The organism is Aceticella sp. 75b-Ac (assembly GCF_056032965.2).
In genome coordinates this window covers 1486262-1508097 of the sequence record NZ_CM190971.1, presented here as the reverse complement: position 1 = coordinate 1508097, position 21836 = coordinate 1486262, and the positions used below count along the sequence as shown (strand labels likewise).

Here is a 21836-nt window from a genome sequence, read left to right as displayed (position 1 = left end):
ACCTATAAGGAATTGAAACCTTGCTGAGCCTCGTCGGTTTCGTCGTCTTGGTTCCCGTTTTTAGCCTACCTATAAGGAATTGAAACACAAGGATAGCGAGACGGTGATCAAGCGAACCACGAGTTTTTAGCCTACCTATAAGGAATTGAAACACGGAAGTACCTTGCGCATTATGTGGGTGCGCGTGGCGTTTTTAGCCTACCTATAAGGAATTGAAACTCTAGTCTGGTCTACTCTGCCTCCGGTTGTTTGCTGGTGTTTTTAGCCTACCTATAAGGAATTGAAACAATGGGATGTGACCGAATATATCAAGTATGGTAAAGAGTTTTTAGCCTACCTATAAGGAATTGAAACAAACCTTGTTGAAGCGTGAACGCCGTATGATAATAGTTTTTAGCCTACCTATAAGGAATTGAAACGAGCAATTCTGTAAAGTAAATAAGGAGCAGAACATTAGGTTTTTAGCCTACCTATAAGGAATTGAAACGGAGGTAACGAAAATGGAATTAGATAGATGGATTGGTTTTTAGCCTACCTATAAGGAATTGAAACAAGGTAAGTCATTTAGCTTTGATTAAGAAGTAACACGTTTTTAGCCTACCTATAAGGAATTGAAACCAATACCAGCTGGCAATAACAATATTGGCGATGTAGGTTTTTAGCCTACCTATAAGGAATTGAAACTCGACACCCTCTCCCGCCACTGGAACTTGACAATGCCGTTTTTAGCCTACCTATAAGGAATTGAAACTGAAAGAAGATGATTTCAATATGCTTGATGAATCCATGTTTTTAGCCTACCTATAAGGAATTGAAACGCGATATGGCGAATCCGCTTGATTGGCTGATTAATTGTTTTTAGCCTACCTATAAGGAATTGAAACGCGGGATGTGCAATAGGATGCCGCTGTGGTCGCTCTGTTTTTAGCCTACCTATAAGGAATTGAAACACCAGCAGGGGCAGAAGGAAGCCAGCAAAGAGATGAGTTTTTAGCCTACCTATAAGGAATTGAAACCTAACCCTGTCAATTTCAAAAGCCCCACCGAATACCTTGTTTTTAGCCTACCTATAAGGAATTGAAACGATTTTTCAACACCGTTTCTGACAAAAGCAGGATGGTTTTTAGCCTACCTATAAGGAATTGAAACTATACCAGTTTACGACGTGCGTAACAGGCTGGCTAGTTTTTAGCCTACCTATAAGGAATTGAAACGAAAGTCGGTAAGTATGGCTATTAACTGTGTTATTGCGTTTTTAGCCTACCTATAAGGAATTGAAACCCTACAGCTGTAGAGAAAACGCCATACAGTCCAGCGTTTTTAGCCTACCTATAAGGAATTGAAACTATGCTTCAGGATTGTAAGTAAATCCCGGCAATTCTGTTTTTAGCCTACCTATAAGGAATTGAAACTATAATTTGGATACCCTACCCATCTTTCACAAATATGTTTTTAGCCTACCTATAAGGAATTGAAACACTTTCGGTGATATTTTTGCAGTAATCACCGGTGCAATGTTTTTAGCCTACCTATAAGGAATTGAAACTCTTTTAGGACGCGCACACCATACAAAGGATTTTGGTTTTTAGCCTACCTATAAGGAATTGAAACAGCCTTTGCTCTAAATTTTCTCTTACTATATACGTTGTTTTTAGCCTACCTATAAGGAATTGAAACTTTCTACACATATTTCTTCCCACGTTTTCCCATTAGTTTTTAGCCTACCTATAAGGAATTGAAACTAAGCAACAATTAAAGCAGATAATGGACATTTTAAAGTTTTTAGCCTACCTATAAGGAATTGAAACCAAAAGTATGAGAGTAATAAGGCGAATTTAACCCCTGTTTTTAGCCTACCTATAAGGAATTGAAACGTGGAAGAATTTTTTTAATTGCCTTTTAAAGGCCTTTTGTTTTTAGCCTACCTATAAGGAATTGAAACATTTTTTCGCTGAGGTAATTGTAATAAAATCTTCTGGTTTTTAGCCTACCTATAAGGAATTGAAACTCTTCTATTTCTTCGGCAATTTTATCGCGTTCCCGGAGTTTTTAGCCTACCTATAAGGAATTGAAACACCGCCTTGATCGTTACAAGAACCTTCGCGGCCTGAGTTTTTAGCCTACCTATAAGGAATTGAAACACCTCGCAACCTACTATCTCCACGAGCCTCTTATCGGTTTTTAGCCTACCTATAAGGAATTGAAACGGAGGTATAAAAATGGATTACGAAAAAATTTTTTCAATGTTTTTAGCCTACCTATAAGGAATTGAAACTTGTTAATCTTTTCTATTTCTTCAGCACCTGTTCCACGTTTTTAGCCTACCTATAAGGAATTGAAACGATAAATAGAGATAAGAAGCCAGAAATTTAAGAGAAGGAGGAAAAGGTATAAAATGAAAACAATATTGATTTCATTTATAGGAAAGGGCAGGACATTTGGGAATGGAAGTGGCTATATTAAAACAAAATATAAATTTGATGATAAATGTACAAGTGATGAGACTGCATTTTTTGGCTCAGCACTATATAAATATCTAAAATTAAAAGAACATGATATTGATAAATGGTTTATATTTGGAACAAAACAATCATCATGGTCTGAAATTGTATCATCAATTGATTCTAATCAACAAAATGGAATTCAAGATTTATATTTTAAGGTTTTTAACGCAGAGCAAAATGGAATTAGTGATAAAGATTTACGCATATGGCAAAATTGTCTTAATAAATACATTAAAGGCATTTGCTTAGTTAAGGTTGATCCTATGGATTTTGAAGTATATGCCAATAAGCTTTTAGAATTGCTGCCAGAAGATGAAATAAATATTATATTTGATATGACACATGCATATAGACATATGCCTGTATTAATGGTATTTTCACTTATGTATGTTAATTGCTTTAAAAATTTTAATGGAATAGATGTGTATTATGGTGCCCTTGAAATGGGTAATAGTGATGTAAAACCGGCTCTAAAAATAGATTTTATAAGTCAATTATTTTCACTTACAACTTCTTATGAAATATATAAAAATTCAGGTTATTTTCCTCCATTGCTTAAAAATATAGGCATAAACAATAGTGAAGGAACCTATTTTAAACTTGAGATGAATAGAAGCATCAAAAAAGAAATTGATGATTTGATAGAAAAAATTAAGCCATTGGAAAACAAGAAGGGTTATATAAAAAAAGCAGCTTCAAATCTAAAAAAAGAATTTGATAAAATGAATAATTTTAAATATTTAGATGAAAGAATGTTAGAAAGGGCAAATTTCTTTTATAATAAAAAACAGTATTTGATTGCTATGACTTTATTATATGAAGCAATATTGGATAAAGTAGCAAGGGTTTATTCGATAAAAAAAGAAAAGAATGAAACAAGAAATGATCATAATTCCAGACTGAAGAAAGAGATAAAAAATAATAAGGATCTTAAAGATACCTTTAAAAAATTAGAATATGCAAGAAATAGTGCTGTACATGGAGAACCAACAAAAAGCATACAAAATTTTCTTGAGGTTGAAAAAGATTTTGAAGAATTATTTTCTAAATCAATAGAAGTTTACAAAAACATTTAAAATTGAGGACATATTATGACATATCAATATGTTAATATAAAAATAGAGATTTTAAAAAAGAGGTCAAATAAAAAAAAGAGGAGGTTTTTTGTATGAAAATAGCATCTGGTATTATTTCATTAGTGTTTGGTGCTATAATTTTATTACAATCAGTATTAGTAGGGGTTGGAGGTACAGTTATTGGTGAAGAAGCAGCATCTCAAGGTGGAAGTGTTGGAATAGTAGTTGCTTTACTTTTTATTATAGGAGGGGCATTTGCTTTTGGATTACCTAAAGTTGCGATGATTTTTTCTATTATAGCTTGTATATTTGGTATTGCAGTAGGTTCAACGACAACATTTAAAGATATGACTATTTGGGGTGGTTTAGCTTTAATAATTGCTGTTATGGAATATTTTGCAGGACGCAAAAAGAAATCAGAATTGCCTCCTACTTCGTAGAAGTGGGCAAGGTAAAAAGAGACAGGTTAGAGAATGAGATATTTTAAGGCTTTGGCGAGTATTTTCGTTGCAATAGTAATTTATGTAGTGTTCAGAAATAAAAATTTAATATTGTACAAATGGATTGGGGTATCTACAAATTCAATTTTAACAATATTCACTGGGAATATACAAAGTAATAATTATTTTTTAAACTGGATTATCTATTCATTGCCGGATGGATTGTGGTTATACTCATTAACAACAATTATGACATTAATTTGGAGAAATGAAGTTTCTAATATTAAATATGTATTTATATATGTAGGATTTACGATAGCAATATTACATGAATTTGGACAGTTTTTGCATATTTTTAGAGGGACTTTTGATATAGGTGATATTGTTGCGTATATTATGGCAATTCTTTTTGCCATAATAACAATAAAATTTAATGGAGGGGAAAAACATGAACAAAAAATTTAAAGTATTTTTTTCAATCTTAATTTTATCAGTATTTTTGCTTTTGTTGATAGGCAGTGGTGAATCAAATTCACCGACTAACAGTGCACAAAGCAATAATACAACTCAAGAAAAGGCTAAACAATTTTATAATGTAGGTGAAACTGCAAAGGTTAATGGGGCAGAAATGACTGTTACAAAGGTTGAAAAATCCAATGGTACTGAATTTGACAAACCTAAAGATGGTATGGAATTTGTTATTGTCACTGTGAAAATAAAAAATGGAGGAAAAGATAAACTGTCATATAATCCTTTTTATTTTAAGATGCAAAATAGCAAAGGACAGATAACCGATGAAACATTTTCGACTATAAATCAAAATACTGCGCTGAAGTCAGGTGACCTTGCAGTAGGTGGAGAAGTAGAAGGAAGTATAATATTTGAAGAACCTGTTAATGACAATGGATTAGTATTACAATATCAAGATAATATATTCAATAAAGAAGCCAAGCTGCAATTTAAACTTCAATAGCCCCTTTGTGAGTGAGCCTTCAAAGGTAAAACTTTGTAGGCTTCTTTCAAAGATTAATCTATGAAATCTAAGCAAATAAAATATTATCAATTTTAGAAGGAATGAATATTAAATGAAGCAAATTAATACTAAAAAAATGTTTTTAATTTTTTCTCACCAACTTACAGATTTGCAAAAGCAGGATGCATGCTTGAATTTAAATATTAGCGAATTTATATATTTACCTGATAACTTACAGAGGAAATGGTTAGATATTTCTCCTTATGAAGAAACCCTGTCTTTATTTTTGCAGGACTTGCTTGACTGGCTCAAAATAAATGCAAAAAAAGATGACTATGTTCTTGTACAGGGGGATTTTGGAGCGGTTTTTTTAGTTGTGGATTTTTGCTTTAAAAATGAGCTTGTTCCTGTTTATTCTACTACAAAAAGACAAATTGTTAATGAAGAGACAGAGGGAGAAAATGTAAATATCAGCAGGGTATTTTCACATGTGAGATTTAGAAAATACGAGAGGTGGGTATAAAAATGGCTGTTAAGTTTTTTTCATTTCTTGGTACAGGATTTTACACTAAATGTAATTATGAATTTGATGGTGCTAAAAAAGATAATTGTTGTTATGTGCAGGAAGCCCTTATTGATATTTTATTGGATAAAGGTATTAGCTTAGAAAAAGTAGTTATTTTTAAAACCGAAGAAGCTACTGCTACAAATTGGAATAAAAATAAGAAGTATCAAGATGAGGCAGGTTTAGAGGGAGTTCTAAGTAAATATAAAAATAAGCTTAGTATAGGATCAGTGGATATACCTTCAGGACAAAATGAAGATGAGCTTTGGAAAATATTCGATAATGTTTTAGAACAGATTAATGAAGGTGATGAAATAATATTTGATATTACACATTCATTTCGCTCACTTCCAATATTGGCATTGATTATCTTGAATTATGCTAAATTCGTCAAAAAATGTGAAATAAGAGGTATATATTACGGAGCAATAGAAGCTTTGGGTACACCAAAAGACCTTGAGAATATACCTATTAAGTCAAGGAATGCTCCTATATTTGACTTAACACCTTTTGTAAGACTGTTTGACTGGACTGTAGGTATTGATCGCTTTATAGAAACAGGTGATATAAGACATATAAATCATTTAATAAAATTGGGTACTAAAGAATTACATTTAAAAGGCATGAAAGATGAAAGAAATATATTAAGTGAATTTGGACTAAAATTAGAAACTTATACTAAAAATGTTGCTACTTGTAGAGGAAAAGAAATATCAAAAAATGGAGTAGAACTTAAAAATACCCTTGGTGAGGTTTTAAAGATAGCAGATAAGACTTATATCAAACCTATGAAACCTCTGCTGCGTATGTTAAATATGAGTTTTAATGATTTTGATAATGATGAAAATAAAAATATGCTTAAAATAGTCAACTGGTGCAGTGAACATAATCAAGTACAGCAAGGATTTACAATACTTGAAGAAGGTATTATAAGTTATCTATGTGATAAATTTAAATTTGAAAAAAATATTAAAAAAGATCGTGAAATAATTGAACAAGCCATATATATTAAACATAATTCATTGCCAGAAGATAAATGGAGAAAAAAAGCCATAGAAAGTAAAGATAAAATTAATGATATTTTAAATTTATTTAACGAAGAAAATGATAAAAATTTAATAAAAGTATTATATGAAGAAATAAAGCCCATGCGTAATGATATCAACCACGCTGGATATAATGATGGGTCTATGAAGGCTGGGAAATTTGAAGAAAAGCTTAGAGAGCTTATTAATAAGGTTGGAGAATATATTAACTAAAATTAAGATGTGAGGTGATAATGTGTACATAAATTTCATAGATAAATCCAGTAAAAACAATATATGTAATGATGAGTACGGTTGGGTAGACGCAGTTACTTCTACAAAATACTTTATTACAAAAAGTGAATATGAAAAAAACCTTGATTTGATAAAATCAAACATAAGGATGAAAAATGCTGATGAAATATATGAGTATCTCAAAAATGATGTTAATGAAATACCATACTTAATACCATTTATAAAAAATAATCCAAGAAAGGTGCCATCATTAAAAGATGCTGCAACATTATCTGTATGCTTTGCATATTGTTTAAGTAATAACAAAGACATAAGGCGTGAAACATACTTACATTTTTTTGATATTAAAAGGTCACAAAACGAAAAAGTCATAAAAGCAGTAGAATTATTAAATTCGTTAGTTAATAATGACAAATCAAATTTAAATGATAATATCCTTGAAAAAACTATAAAAATTGTAAAGGGTGGTGTATATAAGACAAAAAAATATATAATGGAAAACAATGATATAAAATGTCTAAGAGGCTCAAGCTATCTTCTTGATAATATTAACAGGCATAGGATACCTCAATACTTTGAAAAAAATTATATAAAAGAAAGCATCATATACTGTGGCGGTGGCAATGTACTTGCGATAATACCTGATGATACAAATAATATATCAAACATATTGGAAGAAATTTATAATGAAGTTACATTAGTTGCACAAAATGCATTTATTACATATAAAACTACACTAAGAGATATATTGTTTGATTATACGAATACAATTAAAAAAATTGAAGAAGAACTGGAAGATAGGAAAAAATTAAAATTATATATAAATATTGATCCTGCACAGGGTGATATAAATAATGGGTTATATGATAAAGAATATAGGATTGAACTATTAGATTCTGTTAAGAAACTTCCTCATAATGGCAAGGATATTTGCAAAAAATGTAATATAAAGGATGCACACTATTCCTTTTATACATCGGGTGAAGATACACGTCTATGTTTAAGTTGTCTTCATAAGGTAAAGGCTGGTATATTTGCAAAAGACGACTACCACGATCAGTTTCAGAAAATATATTCTTGTAATGGAAAGGGCAAATATGGCGGTAAAAAAGTAGAAGGACTTGATGAAATAGGGTCGTTTAGTGATAAAAATTATATGGCGGTTATATATGGCGATGGAAATAATTTCGGCAACCTTATAAAAAATATAAAAAGCATTTACGAGATGATGTATTTCAGTAGGAAAACTGAATTAGCGGCATACAAAGCGACTTTAGCAGCGATTAATGAAACATACAAAAATGAAAACAAAGAGATACCATTAGAAATTATCGCACTTGGCGGCGAAGATATATTCTTGATAGTTCCGGCAAAGGGGAGTCTTTCATTGGCATCAAAATTAATAGAAGTTTTTGATGAAGAGTTTAAAGATATATCATCAAATGTTTATAATGCGACAATGTCTATAGGCGTTGTAATAAGCAAGTATACAACACCTATTAGAAATATGTTTGAAATAGCTTTGACCCTGCTTAAAAAGGCTAAGAAATATTCAAAACAAATAAATGGAATGAAAGGAACATTATCTTTTATTGTACTTGAAAGTAATTCATACATTGATTTAAGCGACAAGATAAAATTAAACAAGGGTTACTATGATGTTATAAGACAAGGTATTGGTAAATACACATGGGATGAAATTGTTTCATTGATTGGTCTTATAAAAAATATGAAGGATGATAATTCAGCCAAAAGCCATATTTATAAAATAAGGGATGCCGCAAGCCGTATGATTCCTTTGGAATTCAAGTTATTTTATATGTATGATAAATCGAGGAATAAGGATTTATTTAGAATCGAGAACAAGTTAAAAGATATTATAAAAATCAATGCAGAATTTCAAGATGGTCTTTTTAAGATAAGGGAAGAATATTATTCACCATGGTATGATATTACTGAAATAATTGATTATGTTTAGAAATCGGGGTGGTTTTATGAAAAAAAGATACAAAATAACTGTAAAATTAAAATCTCCAATGTGCATTGCTACTGGAACAAGCTTTGGAAGTTTAATTGATAAATATTATATAAAAGATAAAAACAATAAACCGTATATACCTGCATCGACAATGAAAGGGATAATCAAACAAAATTTTATAAGTATTGTGGGAGAGGAGCATATTTCAAATAAGAGATGCGATTGCCCGGTATGCAGTTTGTTCGGCGGTGAAGGCTATAATCCTTCGAGAATATATATAGAAGATTTAAAACTTGATATAGAAGATGATTATAGCAATATTAGATTTTCAACGTCTGTTGACAGATATAGAGGAGTAACAAAAGATAATTCTTTATTTTCAACAGAAGTTTTTGAATCCGGTATATTTTCAGGATATATGGAATTCTACATGAATGATAAGACAAAAGATTATGAAGAATTATTACGCTTGTCTGTAAAAATGATAGAAAATATAGGTTCTGGTAAAAGCAGGGGCTATGGCTGGGTAGATGTAGACATACAGGAGGTGCTTTGATGAAGAAAATAACACTTAAACTTAAAACACCGCTTCTTGCCGGTGGCAGATATCTTGTCGGGAATTTTCTTACAACGCAGGATTTTATAAGTGGTGCAGTAATGAGGGCATCTTTTGCAAGAGAGATTTTGAGAAATTGTATGCTTTATGATATAGATAAAGCAGATGCAACTGGCAGGTATAATTGGGTATATATTAGAGATGAAGGAAGATGTAAAAGCTGCAAATATTATAAATGGTGCAATCGATTCGAAAAACTTAAATTTTCTAATTTTTATTATGAAGGTACAAAACCATTTCCATTATCTGCAATGAAATGCAAATACAATGATGACCATGGCATAGTCGATATACTTATCAATCATTTTGAAAAATGCCCTGAATGTGGAGAAAGGATAGAATTTGCAACAGGATTTTACAAGGGAAAGGAGTTTATAAAAATCCCTAAAAGGTTGATAACAAGAACAGCAATAGATTACATAACAAAAACTGCAAAAGAAGGAAGCCTTTATAGTCTACTTGTAATAGAAGAAGGGAGTATATTCGAAGGTTATATAGATGGCGCAGATGACCTTGAATTTCCTGCAGATATAAGAATTGGTGCGGATACCTCAAGTGGTTTGGGGAAATGTGAATTATTAAAACAAGATAATATAGAAAAGAATAATGATTTAGAAAAAAGAATCAAAGACTTTAATAAATATGTTAACGAAATAACAAATAATAAAGAATATAAAACATATATATCATTTGATTTATATTCGGACTTAATTATTAATATAAATGACAAATTAACTTCAAAGACTACGCAAGAATTTAAAGATTTATGGAAGAAAATACTTAAATTAAATTTTGATTATGAGATTATAAAAGTATATTCTGAAAGCAACTTATATAGGGGATATGATACATCAAGACCGTGGAATATGTGGAGGAAAGAAACCCAGTCAATCATTGATAAAGGTAGCGTAATAATGATAGGCACAAATATTGACCTTAATAAGATAATAGATGAATTGAAAGCAGTGGGGAAAAATGGGATAGGACCTGATACCAAAAATGGTTACGGTGATGTAATTATATGTGATAAAATTCATTTAAATGGAGGGATATCAAAATGAACATAAGCTCTGATATTAAGGCAAATCTTTTGAAATATACAGATGAAATTTGTAATAAAAGAGAATTTTTAGAAATTCATACAAGCAATGACAAGGATAGTAAGAAAATTGGCAATACACAATATCGTGCATTAGCAAATATGGCTTTGGCTTCGGATTGTTTTGAAGAATTAGAGCTATATATAAAATATAAGCAAGCAAAAGGTAATGGATGGAATGAAAGCTTTAATGGTAAAAAATATGGTGATGTTATCGTTGAATATATGGACAAGATAAGACAAGATGTAAAAGATAAAGAAGAATTATCAAAGGCGTTAAGTCTATTTTTTGGGTATATGTATTGGCAGACATCATATAAAACAAAAGGCGGAAACACAAATGTAAATAACAATACTTATACTAATCATTCAAAGAGGAGGTAATGCAAATGTTCGAAACCTTCATAAATAGATATATCCTAAAAGGTATCATTGTTGCTGAAAAGCCATTTCACATAGGTAAGGGCAGGGATAATTTGGATCCGACAGAAGCAGACACACCTGTTATAAAAGATGCAAATGGTTATCCTTTAATACCAGGTTCAAGCTTTAAAGGAGTATTAAGAAGTACTATCGAAAGGTTATTATATAATGGCAACATTGAAGGATTTACATCATGTTTTATTGTAAATAAAGAACCTTGTATCAGTGATAAAGAAGTAAAAGAAATCAAGAAAAAAAATAAAGAAAATTATAGGGTAATTGCTAAAGAAATTTATGATAAATCTTGCAATGTATGCCGTCTGTTTGGTTCAAATAATTTTCAAGCAAAATTGCAGTTTAAAGATTTAAATTGTGCAGAAGGTACAAAAAAATATTATGATATAAGGGATGGTGTTGGAATTGATAGAGATACAGGGACTTCAAGGGATGGAGCAAAATATAATTATGAAGTGACACCTGCCGGGACCAAATTTGAACTCTATATTATAGGTGATAATCTTGATGATAAAGATTTAAGTCTATTTAAGTTATGTATAAATCTTTTAAAAAGCGGGGACATATCAATTGGCGGTATGACCAGCAGAGGGCTTGGAAGTATAAGACTTATCGATGAAAAATTATACAAGGTAGATAAATCAAATCTTAAAGAATATGCTTTCAACGGATTGAATGAAGAAATGAGGTGTGAAGATGTTTAAAACATTACATAATGAATGCTTTATGAAATTTGATTTAAAGACAAACAGCCCATTATTAATAAAGGCATCCGAAAATAAAGAGCTTGATCCAATACTGCCTGATAATCAATTTATCCGCACATATAAAGATGGTGAATTAACAGTTGTTATGCCTGGTAGCAGCATAAAAGGCGTATTTAGAAACAGAGCAGAAAAAATACTAAATGGATGTGATATATTTAGAGATTCATGTGCAAGAGAAGCAAAAAGAGGAGAGACTGGAAAGGAGAGGTATATAAGAAGCTGCCCAGCATGTAAGATTTTTGGTTCAATAGCTTTAAAAAGCCGTATTCTTTTTAAAGATTCCTTCCCTATAGGTGAAGTTAAGATGGGAAGAAGGACAAATGTTTCGATTGATAGGATAACAGGTGCTGCAAAACAAAGTGCATTATTCGAACCTGAAGTTGTTGAAAATGGCACCTTTAGATGCGATATAAAGATGGAGAATGTATTTAATTGGCAGATAAAGGTTATTTTAGACATATTAAATGAGATAAATGAAGGGTATGTAGTCTTCGGTGGTGTAACCTCAAGAGGTTTTGGAAGAATGTCTGTATTAAACATAGATTTTTCTTTAAGATATTATGATAAGAAGGACCTTCAAGGATATAAAAGCCACGGGTTTTATATAGAAAAGAAATTTGACATACAAGAGTTAAAAGATAAACTAAACACAATAAAATATGATGATAATACATTAAAGAAGGTGGAGTTCGATGAAACCTTATAGTTTTGTGCCTTTACTTGGTGCACAAGAATACAATAAAAAAAGAAATTTATATAAAGGTAAGATTAAGTTAAATCTTGAAGTAATAACACCACTTCATATATCCTCGGGGTATTTTGATGAAAAGGATGAGATGATATACAAAAGCTTTGTGAAATTCAATGGAAAGTATATCATCCCTGGTTCAACATTAAAAGGATGTGTAAGAACGATCGCGGAAAGTATCTCAAGATGCTGCATATCAACTAGGCAAAGTCGAGAATCATTCAAAGTGAAAATAACTGACAATAGAAATTGCATAATATGCGACATGTTTGGTGCAATGGGTAAAAGGGGCAATATTAGATTCATGGATTTAAAATTAATAAAGGAGAATGGAATAAAAATTCTTAACATACCTTCTTTTTATCAGCCAAAACCTAATAGTGAAGCATATAAGATAAATGGCAAATTCAAAGGTATCAAGTTCTACCACCATGGTACAATTGATATAATTGAAAAAGGGAAAACCCCCTGTGAATTTATAATGCCTGAAAGTATATTTGAAGGGGAAATATTTTATGAGAACATAGACGATAATGAGTTAAATCTTTTATGCTTTGCCCTTGGTCTTGACGGAACTATCAATCTGAAGATAGGCTATGGCAAACCAGGATATTATGGTTCTATTAAAATAACTTCAATTGATAATAATGATGCTGTAGCAAGAGCAAAAAAATATGGCAATGATGATAAAGAGGTTATGCAAAACATATTAAAATTAAGAGAAATATTAAATTGGGATAGAAAAGATATAGAAAGTGCATGGCATGATGTAAATAATCAGAGGGGATATTAAAGGTGGTGAGTATATATGGATAAATCTTCACTTTTAAAATTATCGAAGAAGATAGGCGATTATTTTGTTGACAATAAGATGACAAATGTTCTTGACAAAATTATTAATCTGGGCCAAAGTGCAGCGATAGCAGAAAATGAGGAGATGAAGAAAAAGAATAAATTTTATAGATTAATGTGGGCAATGAACAAAAATCCCGGTATGCTTGGCGGTGGTAATGCTCTTCGAGATTCTTTTTTAACGTTCATAAGCAATTATTTAGTATTAAACTACAGATTCAATAATGTAGAATGTAGAAACAGAGAATTTTCAAGGTTAAGCTTTGATGAAATGATGTATGTATTTAGTTGGGCAGAAAGATATCTTAAATATGCAATGTCTGTAACAGATTATAAAATTAATAACAGAAGAGTGGAGTATCAAACCAGTGGACAGAAACATAAACAAAATAATTACAAAAAGAGAAAGTAATAAACATAACGGAGTATAGCCATGGCAGATGTCAAAAGGTATAAATACGTATTTGCAACTTTTACATTTTTAATGATGATTAAAGTTGAATAGTAAGAATATATATAAGATTTAAAAATCGATAAAGTAATATTAGATAAAAAATTTGACATAAAAATAAAAAGTGATAAAATAAAATCGAATAGTTGATTATAAAAACAAAATATGAAAATAACAGGTGTTTAATATCAAACTTAAAAGAGAAGTCGGGTGAAATTCCTGCGCGGTCCCGCCGTTGTAATGAGGAGCTGCCTTATATTATGTCACTGGCGAAAGCCGGGAAGGCATAAGGCGGCGATGAGTCTAAGCCAAAAGAACTGCCTGTTATTTATGTAATAGCTGCTCTACGATGTATAGAGGCTGCTTAAGTACTATGTAATATAATTTTTACTTGTGCTTTTAAAGCCTCTTAGCAAAAAAGTTAAGAGGCTTTAAATTATATAAACAAGGGGAGGAAGAATATGATTGAAATGCTTGTAGGTACAAAAAGACATTTTTCAAAGATATTGGCATTAATCATTGCGGTATTAATGCTCGTATCAACTCTTGCGGCAACCGCTTTAGCTGATTCAACAAATACAACAGCAGCCAAGCAATTTGCAGACATCAATGGACATTGGGCACAGAAAGAAATAAATGACTGGACATCGAAAGGCTTAATTGCAGGGTACGAAGATAACACATTCAGACCCGACAACCCTGTAACAAGGGCAGAATTCGTAACATTTGTCGATAGGGCTTTTAACTTAACACAGACAGCAGATATAAACTTTAAAGATGTAGACAAAACAGATTGGTTCTACACTGACATACAAAAAGCAAAAGCAGCAAACATTGTATCAGGTTATGAAGACAACACCTTCAGACCGAACAACTCCATAACAAGAGAAGAAGCAGCAGCAATACTGACAAGGCTTTTAAAACCTCAGCCCGTCACACAAGATGCATTAAAAGCCTTTAAAGATTCATCACAGGTTTCAGATTGGGCTAAGGCTACTGTCAATACAGCCGTATACTATGGCTTAATAAAAGGCTATCCGGACAATACAATAGAACCAAACAACCCGATAACAAGAGCAGAAACGGTTGTTATACTCAACAGGGCATTAAATTTGCAGCAAACACCCGCACCAATACCGACACCAACATCAACAACCTATGATAAAGCAGGCACTTATGGTCCGGAAACAGGCATGAACACAATTAATGGAGATGTGACCATAAGTGCGGCTGATGTAACATTACAGAATACAACAATAAAAGGCAATCTGCTTATAGCTAAGGCAGTCGGAGACGGCAATGTAACACTCAAAAACGTCACTGTAGAAGGGACAACAACCATCAATGGCGGCGGCGAACACAGCATAGTATTAGAAGACTGCACATTAGTACAAATAGTAGTAAACAAAGATGACGGAAAAATAAGGCTTGTTGCGAAAGGTGCAACAAAAGCAGATTCAGTAATATTACAATCAGGAGCAAAACTTGAAGAAGACAACATAACAGGCAAAGGATTTGCAACTGTAAGCATAGAAGGAGCAAATGCACAAATAACACTGAAGGGCAATTATGACAATGTAAAAGTCAATGCAGCGGGGGCATCAGTAGAAGTAGCAAGCGGAACAGTAAATAACTTAACCGTAAGTGATGCTGCCAAAGATTCAAAAATAGACATTGCAGACGGTGCAAAAATCAGCGTTCTTGCAGTAAATGCAGCCGCAGCGATAACAGGAAAAGGCACGATAGAAACAGCAAACATCAATGCAAATAATGTTACAGTAGAACAAAAACCTGCTAATACTACTATAGCATCAGGTATAACAGCCGAAATAGGCGGTCAGTCAGCTACAGGTTCGACATCATCGAATACCGGGAATAACGGTGGCGGTGGTTCAACAGCAACTAAGTATGCGGTAACTGTTGCTAATGCAGCATATGCAAGTGTAAATACTGACAAACAGACGGCGGCGGCAGGAGACACGGTAACGATAACTGTAACACCAAATGAAGGATATAAATGCAACTCAATAACAGTAACTGACAGTAATGGAAAACAAGTAGTAACAACAACAGTGAAAGATGGACAGCAATATACTTTCATAATGCCTGCAAGTGCAGTAACAGTGGTGGCAACAGCAACAGCAACTAAGTATAGTGTAAATATTACTCCTTCAAAAGTTTATAGCGAAATTTATATATCTGTATATGAAACAAAAGATTTCATATTTAATATAAGCCCATCAGATGCAATAATAACGGCTGTTTCAGATAATACAAATGTTGCATCGGTATCAGCCAATGGAAATACTATAACAGTTTTAGGAAAATCAGAAGGTACAGCTAATATTGCTGTTACGGCAAAAAAAGACGGATATACTGATGGATATTACAATTTTAGGGTTAATATTATAAAACTGCAATGGCAAGCTGCTAATGGGGGATTACCATCAAGAGACATATATACCTCACTTGTTATCAACCAGGAATCTACAGATACAATGTATGTTGGGACATATAACGGCATATACAAGACAACGGACGGTGGTGCTACTTGGTACAAGGTAAATAACGGCTTACCATCAGAAGTAAGAATTTCTTCCGTTGCAATCGATCCTAAAAATCCCAATACTATATATGCCGGAACAGCAAATAATAATGGCATATATAAGACGATGGACGGCGGTGCTACCTGGAACAAAATAGGCAATGAATTGCCGCAAGTATTGCGTATTCTTTCTCTTGTGGTTGCACCTGATACAAGCACTTTATATGCTACGGTCTATAATAATGTATACAAAACAACAGATGGAGGCATTACTTGGAATAATGTAAGCACAGGATTGCCAATAGCATGGATTACATGCCTTGCGGTTGACCCTAATAATCCAAATACCATATATGCCGGAACAGACCATGGTCATGGTATATACAAAACGTCAGAGGACGGTGTTTCATGGGGCAGTGTAAGCAATGGGTTGCCGCAATCAACCGATGGTGCATCTATCACTTCTCTTGTAATTGACCCAAATAACACGAATACCATATATGCTGGAACAGATGATGGACACGGTATGTATAAAACTACGGACGGTGGTATTACATGGCATAGTATAAATACAGGGTTACCAACAACAAACTTACAGATTACATCACTTGCAATTGATGCCGCAACGGGAATAGTATATGCCGCCGGTTTTAATGGAGATAGTTTAAATGATATATACAGAACAACAAACGGTGGTGTTAGTTGGAGCAGTATAGGCAATGGATTACCATTGACACTTAGGACGTATTCGCTTACATTTGATTCTAAGACAGGAATTTTATATGCCGCGACAAGTAATGGAGTCTATAAATTAGCAACAAAGGGTAATGAAAATATTCAGTTAAGGGTAAATATTAATCCTGATGGAGACTATGAAGGAGCGAATATTGCAACAGGTGAATCAAAAGATTTTACATTTAGTACAAATCCATCAGATACTGTAATAACTGCCTCGTCAGATAACGAAAATATTGCCGGCGTGACATCTGAAGGGAATAAAGTAACGGTTACAGGTAAGGCGGTAGGTACCGCAAATATTACTGTCACGGCAAAAAAAGACGGATATAAAGATGGGCGGTACAATTTCAGGGTTAATATCGTTAATTTACAATGGCAAGCTGTAAATAATGGATTGCCGGGAATATCCACAACCGTTATTCCATTTGTAACTCATACTACCAAGAACACAATATATGTAGCTGTGAAGGAAAGCGTTTATAAAACAACAGACGGCGGTGCTACATGGATAAGTGTTGGCAGTGGATTGCCTACAGGGAAGCAGATTTATGCACTTGCTATTGATCCTAAGACAGATACGCTTTATGCTGCAACAAATAATGTTATTGATAGTGTGTACAAAATAACAAAGGGTGAAACCGTTTGGATGAGCGTAGGCACTGGATTGCCGTCCGGGGTATGGATCCGTTACCTTGCAATAGACCCTGAAACAGGCACGGTATATGCCGGAACAGGTAATTATAGTGGCACACGGGGTGTATTTAAAATTGCAGCCGGGGATTCTACTTGGAGCAATATAAGCAACGGTTTACCGACAACAGGAGTTTATGCACTGGCAGTTAATCCAAAAACACATGAAGTATATGTAGGAGCAGGAACAACAAATGGTATATATAAAACAACAGACGACGGTGTTACATGGATTCCAGTTAATAACGGATTGCCATCAAGCAAATTTGTCAATTCATTAGCAATCAATCCTGGTACAGGTACAGTATATGCAGGAATAAAGAATATGGCAGTATATAATATTTACAAAACGACAGATGGGGGTGAAAATTGGAGTAACATAAGCGACGGTAAATTGCCATCAGATGTTCTAAATGTTCCTTTAGCTATTGATTATAATAATGATATATTGTATGCGGCAATAAAAAATAATGTATATAAAACGAAAGATAGTGGTGATACATGGATTAAACTCAGCAGTACCGGTTGGCCTGCAAATTTAACAACAATTGATTCGCTGATAACTGGTTTTGACGGGATAATATATGCTGCTGTAAGAAATCCAGTTAGCATATATAAATTTACTACAACACCATAACAGCAAAAAAGGGATATTTCCCCAAAAGGGATTTATCCCGCTTTTTTAAATAAAACACTGGATTAAGGTGATATTATGGATATGGAAGTTACAGGTACACTGATGCAAAGTTATACCATATGTAAAAGGCAGGTATGGCTTATGGCACATCAGATAATTCCTGACCAGGAGCACCCATTTATAGAGATGGGGCGTATTATTGATGATAATTCTTACGATAGGGATAAAAAGAAACTTCATTTTGAAAATGTGGTTATTGACCTTGTGAGAAGTGATAAAGACAATTTTCTCATTGGTGAGGTTAAGAAAAGCTCTAAGGCTGAAAAAAGCGCTAAAATGCAGCTGCTTTTTTATCTATACAGGCTGAAACAAAGCGGTATAATTGCAAAAGGGCAGCTATTTTTCCCTGAGGAAAGAAAAAGGGTTACCGTAGAACTTACAAAAGCAAATGAAAAAGAAATACTTAATGCGATAAATGAAATTACCGATATAATTCATAGAGAAAAGGCACCGGATTTTGTAAAAATACCTTATTGTAAAAATTGCGGATACAAGGAGTTTTGTATGTCATGAAGAAATCAATTTATATTTTTTCAGATGGTGAATTACATAGGAAGGATAATACATTATTTTTTGAAGGTGGAAATGGAAGGAAGTTCATTCCGGTTGAAAACACCTCGGAGATAATGATATTTGGGGAGGTAAGCCTTAATAAAAGATTTTTGGAGTTTATATCACAATCAGAGATAATACTTCACTTTTTTAATTATTACGGATACTATGTTGGCTCGTATTATCCGAGGGAACATCTTAATTCGGGATATATGATTTTAAAGCAAGCTGAGCATTATAATGATAATAATAAAAGATTGTGCCTTGCGCAGAAATTCATAGAAGGTGCTTATAAAAATATACGGCAGGTACTTAAGTATTATCAAAACAGGGATAAAGACTTAGAAAACATCATTTACTGTATTGAAAAACTCGGAGAACTTATAAATGGTACGTTAAGTGTAAATGAATTAATGGCAATAGAAGGCAATATAAGGGAGTATTATTATAAATCATTTGATGTGATATTGAATAACAGGGATTTTGAGTTTGATGTCAGAAGTAAAAGACCTCCAAAGAATTCCTTAAATACCCTTATAAGCTTTGGAAATTCCTTAATGTATACGACAGTCTTAAGCGAGATATATAAGACACATTTAGATCCGAGAATAGGATATCTGCATTCAACAAATTTCAGGAGATTTTCGTTAAACCTTGATATTGCAGAAATATTCAAACCAATCATAATCGACAGGGTTATATTTTCCATGGTAAGTAAAAACATGATTAAAAAAGATGATTTTGATGACAATGCAGAAGGGCTGATATTAAAGGAAAGAGGCAAAAAAATCTTTATTGGGGAGTATGAGAATAAGCTTACAACAACTATAAAACACAGAACAATCGGGAACAATGTTTCATATCGCAGACTCATCAGGCTTGAACTATACAAACTGGAAAAGCATTTGATGGAAGAACAAGGATATGAACCATTTGTAGCGCAATGGTGAAATAGGTGATGAAATGTTTATAATACTTGTATACGATGTAAATGAAAAAAGGGTAAACAAGGTTTTAAAAACCTGCAGGAAATATTTGAACTGGGTGCAGAACTCCGTTCTTGAAGGGGACATATCAGATGCTAATCTTAAAAAGCTTAAAATAGAGCTTTCACGTATAATTAACAAAGAAGAAGATTCAGTCATTTTTTATCTTTTAAGAACGACTAAATATTCAAAGCGTGAAATAATGGGGCTTGAAAAAGGCGGAGAAAATATGTTTATTTGATAGAGAGGTCGTTTTGATAAAAATAGGGGTTTATGGTATAATAGTTATTAAATAAGAAAGCTTATTGAAAGAGTAGCCGACAAAAGACAAAAGGAGCAGAGGATATGCAAAAAGTATTTTTTAAAAAATATTTAGAAGTGAAAATGCCTGGGAGTGGTGATAATACCGGTTATGTAGATAGATTGAAGGAAAAGCTGGAGAATTTGCTTAATGGAAGCGTTGAAATTTCATTTAACCTCTATGAAAAAATCTATAAAGAATTTGAAAAAGGGAAAGGTAAGCTCACTTGTTCCCTTATGTATGATGCAGGATATCATTTGTTATGGGTTCAAGCCGGTGATGTGAAGGATTGCTATGGAATAGCTATTGACATAGGCTCTACTACAATATCAGGAGATCTTGTTGACTTAAACAGCGGCAAGACTATTGATTCCGCTACTTGTACCAATTCTCAAGTCAAGATTGGAGAAGATGTTTTGCAGAGGGTGTTTTATGCATTCAAAAAAGAGGGAAGGGATGAGCTTCAGAAGTTAGTTATACAGGATATTTTATTTATAATCAATAGATTTTCAGAAAGAATAGATATGGAAAATCTATTGGGAATAAGCATAGGAGCTAATACCATTATGGTTCATCTGTTTTTAAATCTTCCTGTAGAAACGATTAGCACGGTTCCCAAAACTCCCATAGTTAATGCTCCCGGATTTATAAAGGCATGTGAAATAGGAATTAATACAAACCGATTTGCAAGGGTTTATATTTTGCCAAGCATTGGGAGTTATGTAGGCGGAGATGTTATAGGGGGAATACTGGTTTCTGAAATGTGGAAAAAAGATAATATATCATTTTTTATTGATATAGGTACAAATGGGGAAATGGTTCTTGGCAACAAAGATTGGATATTGTGTGCTTCCGGTGCGGCAGGTCCTGCTTTTGAGGGGGGCAGCATAGAAAAAGGCATGAGAGCAATGGAAGGTGCTATTGATGATATTGCCTACGAGAAGGGGAAGTTCAGGTTTCATGTTATAGGTGGCGGTAAACCTGTTGGAATATGTGGTTCAGGAATAATAAAACTTTTATCGGAATTATTTTTAAATGGCATTGTAGACAGAAGAGGAAAAATCATAAGCGGTGATAAGGTTGATATAACTGATGATGTTTATATAACCCAAAATGACATAGACAGTTTAATGAGAACAAAAGCCGGAGCTAATGCGGCTGTTTCATACATGCTGGACTCAATGGATGTGAATATTAATGACCTTGATAAATTTTATATAGCAGGGGCATTGGGGGAATATATTGATATAGAAGCAGCCGTAAATATAGGATTATATCCCGATATTTCAAGAAATAAATTTGTTATTCTTGGAAATACATCCTTAAAAGCTGCAAAAAAAATGCTTATAGAGTCAGAAGCTCATAAAGTCTTAAATGATATTCGTAAAAATTTCACATATATGGAGCTTGGCGAAAAACAGGATTATATGAATTATTTAGAAAAAGCCTTGTTTTTGCCTCATACAGATTTAAGTCTTTATCCTACTGTAGCAAAAAGGCTTGATAGCAAAGACTAAGCACTATTCATAAGATATACTTT

Annotated in this window: 19 protein-coding genes, 1 CRISPR repeat array and 1 riboswitch (1 of these 21 cut by a window edge); all 19 genes read left to right on the top strand. The window is 32.9% G+C overall.

Annotation, left to right across the window (positions count from 1 at the left end; genetic code table 11):
- A CRISPR array of direct repeats spans positions 1-2342; the repeat unit is 30 nt; unit sequence GTTTTTAGCCTACCTATAAGGAATTGAAAC (it extends 4801 nt beyond the left edge of the window).
- Positions 2343-2395: 53 nt separating this feature from the next.
- The 19 genes from csx2 (AC0LWJ_RS07825) (at position 2396) to AC0LWJ_RS07735 (ending at position 21813) form a co-directional block, all read left to right on the top strand.
- Positions 2396-3580 (top strand): TIGR02221 family CRISPR-associated protein, encoded by a 1185-nt coding sequence (csx2, locus tag AC0LWJ_RS07825; RefSeq protein WP_474237950.1) that lies wholly within the window; start codon positions 2396-2398, stop codon positions 3578-3580.
- A gap of 92 nt (positions 3581-3672) precedes the next feature.
- Entirely contained in the window at positions 3673-4020 is a 348-nt protein-coding gene (locus tag AC0LWJ_RS07820) for a hypothetical protein (RefSeq protein WP_474237948.1), read from the top strand.
- A 33-nt stretch (positions 4021-4053) separates the two neighbouring features.
- Positions 4054-4485: a hypothetical protein gene (locus AC0LWJ_RS07815; protein ID WP_474237946.1), complete on the top strand. Its 432-nt coding sequence runs from the start codon at positions 4054-4056 to the stop codon at positions 4483-4485.
- On the top strand, positions 4469-4993 hold the full coding sequence (locus AC0LWJ_RS07810) for a DUF4352 domain-containing protein (RefSeq protein WP_474237944.1): 525 nt from the start codon (positions 4469-4471) through the stop codon (positions 4991-4993). The genes AC0LWJ_RS07815 and AC0LWJ_RS07810 overlap by 17 nt, the downstream gene beginning before the upstream one ends.
- A gap of 112 nt (positions 4994-5105) precedes the next feature.
- A complete protein-coding gene (gene csx20, locus AC0LWJ_RS07805; RefSeq protein ID WP_474237943.1) occupies positions 5106-5516 on the top strand; it encodes a CRISPR-associated protein Csx20 in 411 nt (136 codons plus the stop codon).
- A 2-nt stretch (positions 5517-5518) separates the two neighbouring features.
- The gene (gene csx2, locus AC0LWJ_RS07800) at positions 5519-6817 is read left to right on the top strand and encodes a TIGR02221 family CRISPR-associated protein (RefSeq protein ID WP_474237942.1); all 1299 of its coding nucleotides are present in this window, start codon (positions 5519-5521) and stop codon (positions 6815-6817) included.
- 22 nt (positions 6818-6839) lie between these two features.
- On the top strand, positions 6840-8816 hold the full coding sequence (locus tag AC0LWJ_RS07795) for a Cas10/Cmr2 second palm domain-containing protein (protein WP_474237940.1): 1977 nt from the start codon (positions 6840-6842) through the stop codon (positions 8814-8816).
- A 16-nt stretch (positions 8817-8832) separates the two neighbouring features.
- Positions 8833-9372 carry an RAMP superfamily CRISPR-associated protein gene (locus AC0LWJ_RS07790; protein WP_474237938.1) on the top strand — a complete coding sequence of 180 codons (540 nt, stop codon included), beginning with the start codon at positions 8833-8835 and terminating at the stop codon, positions 9370-9372.
- Complete coding sequence (locus AC0LWJ_RS07785) at positions 9372-10493, top strand: RAMP superfamily CRISPR-associated protein (RefSeq protein ID WP_474237937.1); 1122 nt, start codon at positions 9372-9374, stop codon at positions 10491-10493. The genes AC0LWJ_RS07790 and AC0LWJ_RS07785 overlap by 1 nt, the downstream gene beginning before the upstream one ends.
- On the top strand, positions 10490-10915 hold the full coding sequence (locus tag AC0LWJ_RS07780; RefSeq protein WP_474237935.1) for a hypothetical protein: 426 nt from the start codon (positions 10490-10492) through the stop codon (positions 10913-10915). Before AC0LWJ_RS07785 ends, AC0LWJ_RS07780 begins: the two co-directional genes overlap by 4 nt.
- Positions 10916-10920: 5 nt before the next feature.
- On the top strand, positions 10921-11673 hold the full coding sequence (gene csx7, locus AC0LWJ_RS07775; RefSeq protein WP_474237934.1) for a type III CRISPR-associated RAMP protein Csx7: 753 nt from the start codon (positions 10921-10923) through the stop codon (positions 11671-11673).
- The gene (locus tag AC0LWJ_RS07770; RefSeq protein ID WP_474237933.1) at positions 11666-12442 is read left to right on the top strand and encodes an RAMP superfamily CRISPR-associated protein; all 777 of its coding nucleotides are present in this window, start codon (positions 11666-11668) and stop codon (positions 12440-12442) included. Before csx7 ends, AC0LWJ_RS07770 begins: the two co-directional genes overlap by 8 nt.
- Positions 12429-13277 (top strand): RAMP superfamily CRISPR-associated protein, encoded by an 849-nt coding sequence (locus AC0LWJ_RS07765; RefSeq protein WP_474237932.1) that lies wholly within the window; start codon positions 12429-12431, stop codon positions 13275-13277. The genes AC0LWJ_RS07770 and AC0LWJ_RS07765 overlap by 14 nt, the downstream gene beginning before the upstream one ends.
- Positions 13278-13292: 15 nt before the next feature.
- Positions 13293-13748, top strand: coding sequence for a hypothetical protein (locus tag AC0LWJ_RS07760; RefSeq protein WP_474237931.1), 456 nt, complete (start codon positions 13293-13295; stop codon positions 13746-13748).
- Between the two features lie 198 nt (positions 13749-13946).
- Positions 13947-14126, top strand: a riboswitch (cobalamin riboswitch).
- Between the two features lie 122 nt (positions 14127-14248).
- Positions 14249-18397 (top strand): S-layer homology domain-containing protein, encoded by a 4149-nt coding sequence (locus AC0LWJ_RS07755; protein WP_474237930.1) that lies wholly within the window; start codon positions 14249-14251, stop codon positions 18395-18397.
- Positions 18398-18472: 75 nt separating this feature from the next.
- On the top strand, positions 18473-18970 hold the full coding sequence (gene cas4 / locus AC0LWJ_RS07750) for a CRISPR-associated protein Cas4 (protein WP_474237929.1): 498 nt from the start codon (positions 18473-18475) through the stop codon (positions 18968-18970).
- Positions 18967-19959, top strand: a complete 993-nt coding sequence (gene cas1b / locus AC0LWJ_RS07745; RefSeq protein ID WP_474237927.1) for a type I-B CRISPR-associated endonuclease Cas1b — start codon at positions 18967-18969, stop codon at positions 19957-19959. The genes cas4 and cas1b overlap by 4 nt, the downstream gene beginning before the upstream one ends.
- 13 nt (positions 19960-19972) lie before the next feature.
- A complete protein-coding gene (cas2, locus tag AC0LWJ_RS07740) occupies positions 19973-20236 on the top strand; it encodes a CRISPR-associated endonuclease Cas2 (protein ID WP_474237925.1) in 264 nt (87 codons plus the stop codon).
- A gap of 104 nt (positions 20237-20340) precedes the next feature.
- Complete coding sequence (locus AC0LWJ_RS07735) at positions 20341-21813, top strand: ASKHA domain-containing protein (protein ID WP_474237923.1); 1473 nt, start codon at positions 20341-20343, stop codon at positions 21811-21813.
- The last annotated feature ends 23 nt before the right edge of the window (positions 21814-21836 follow it).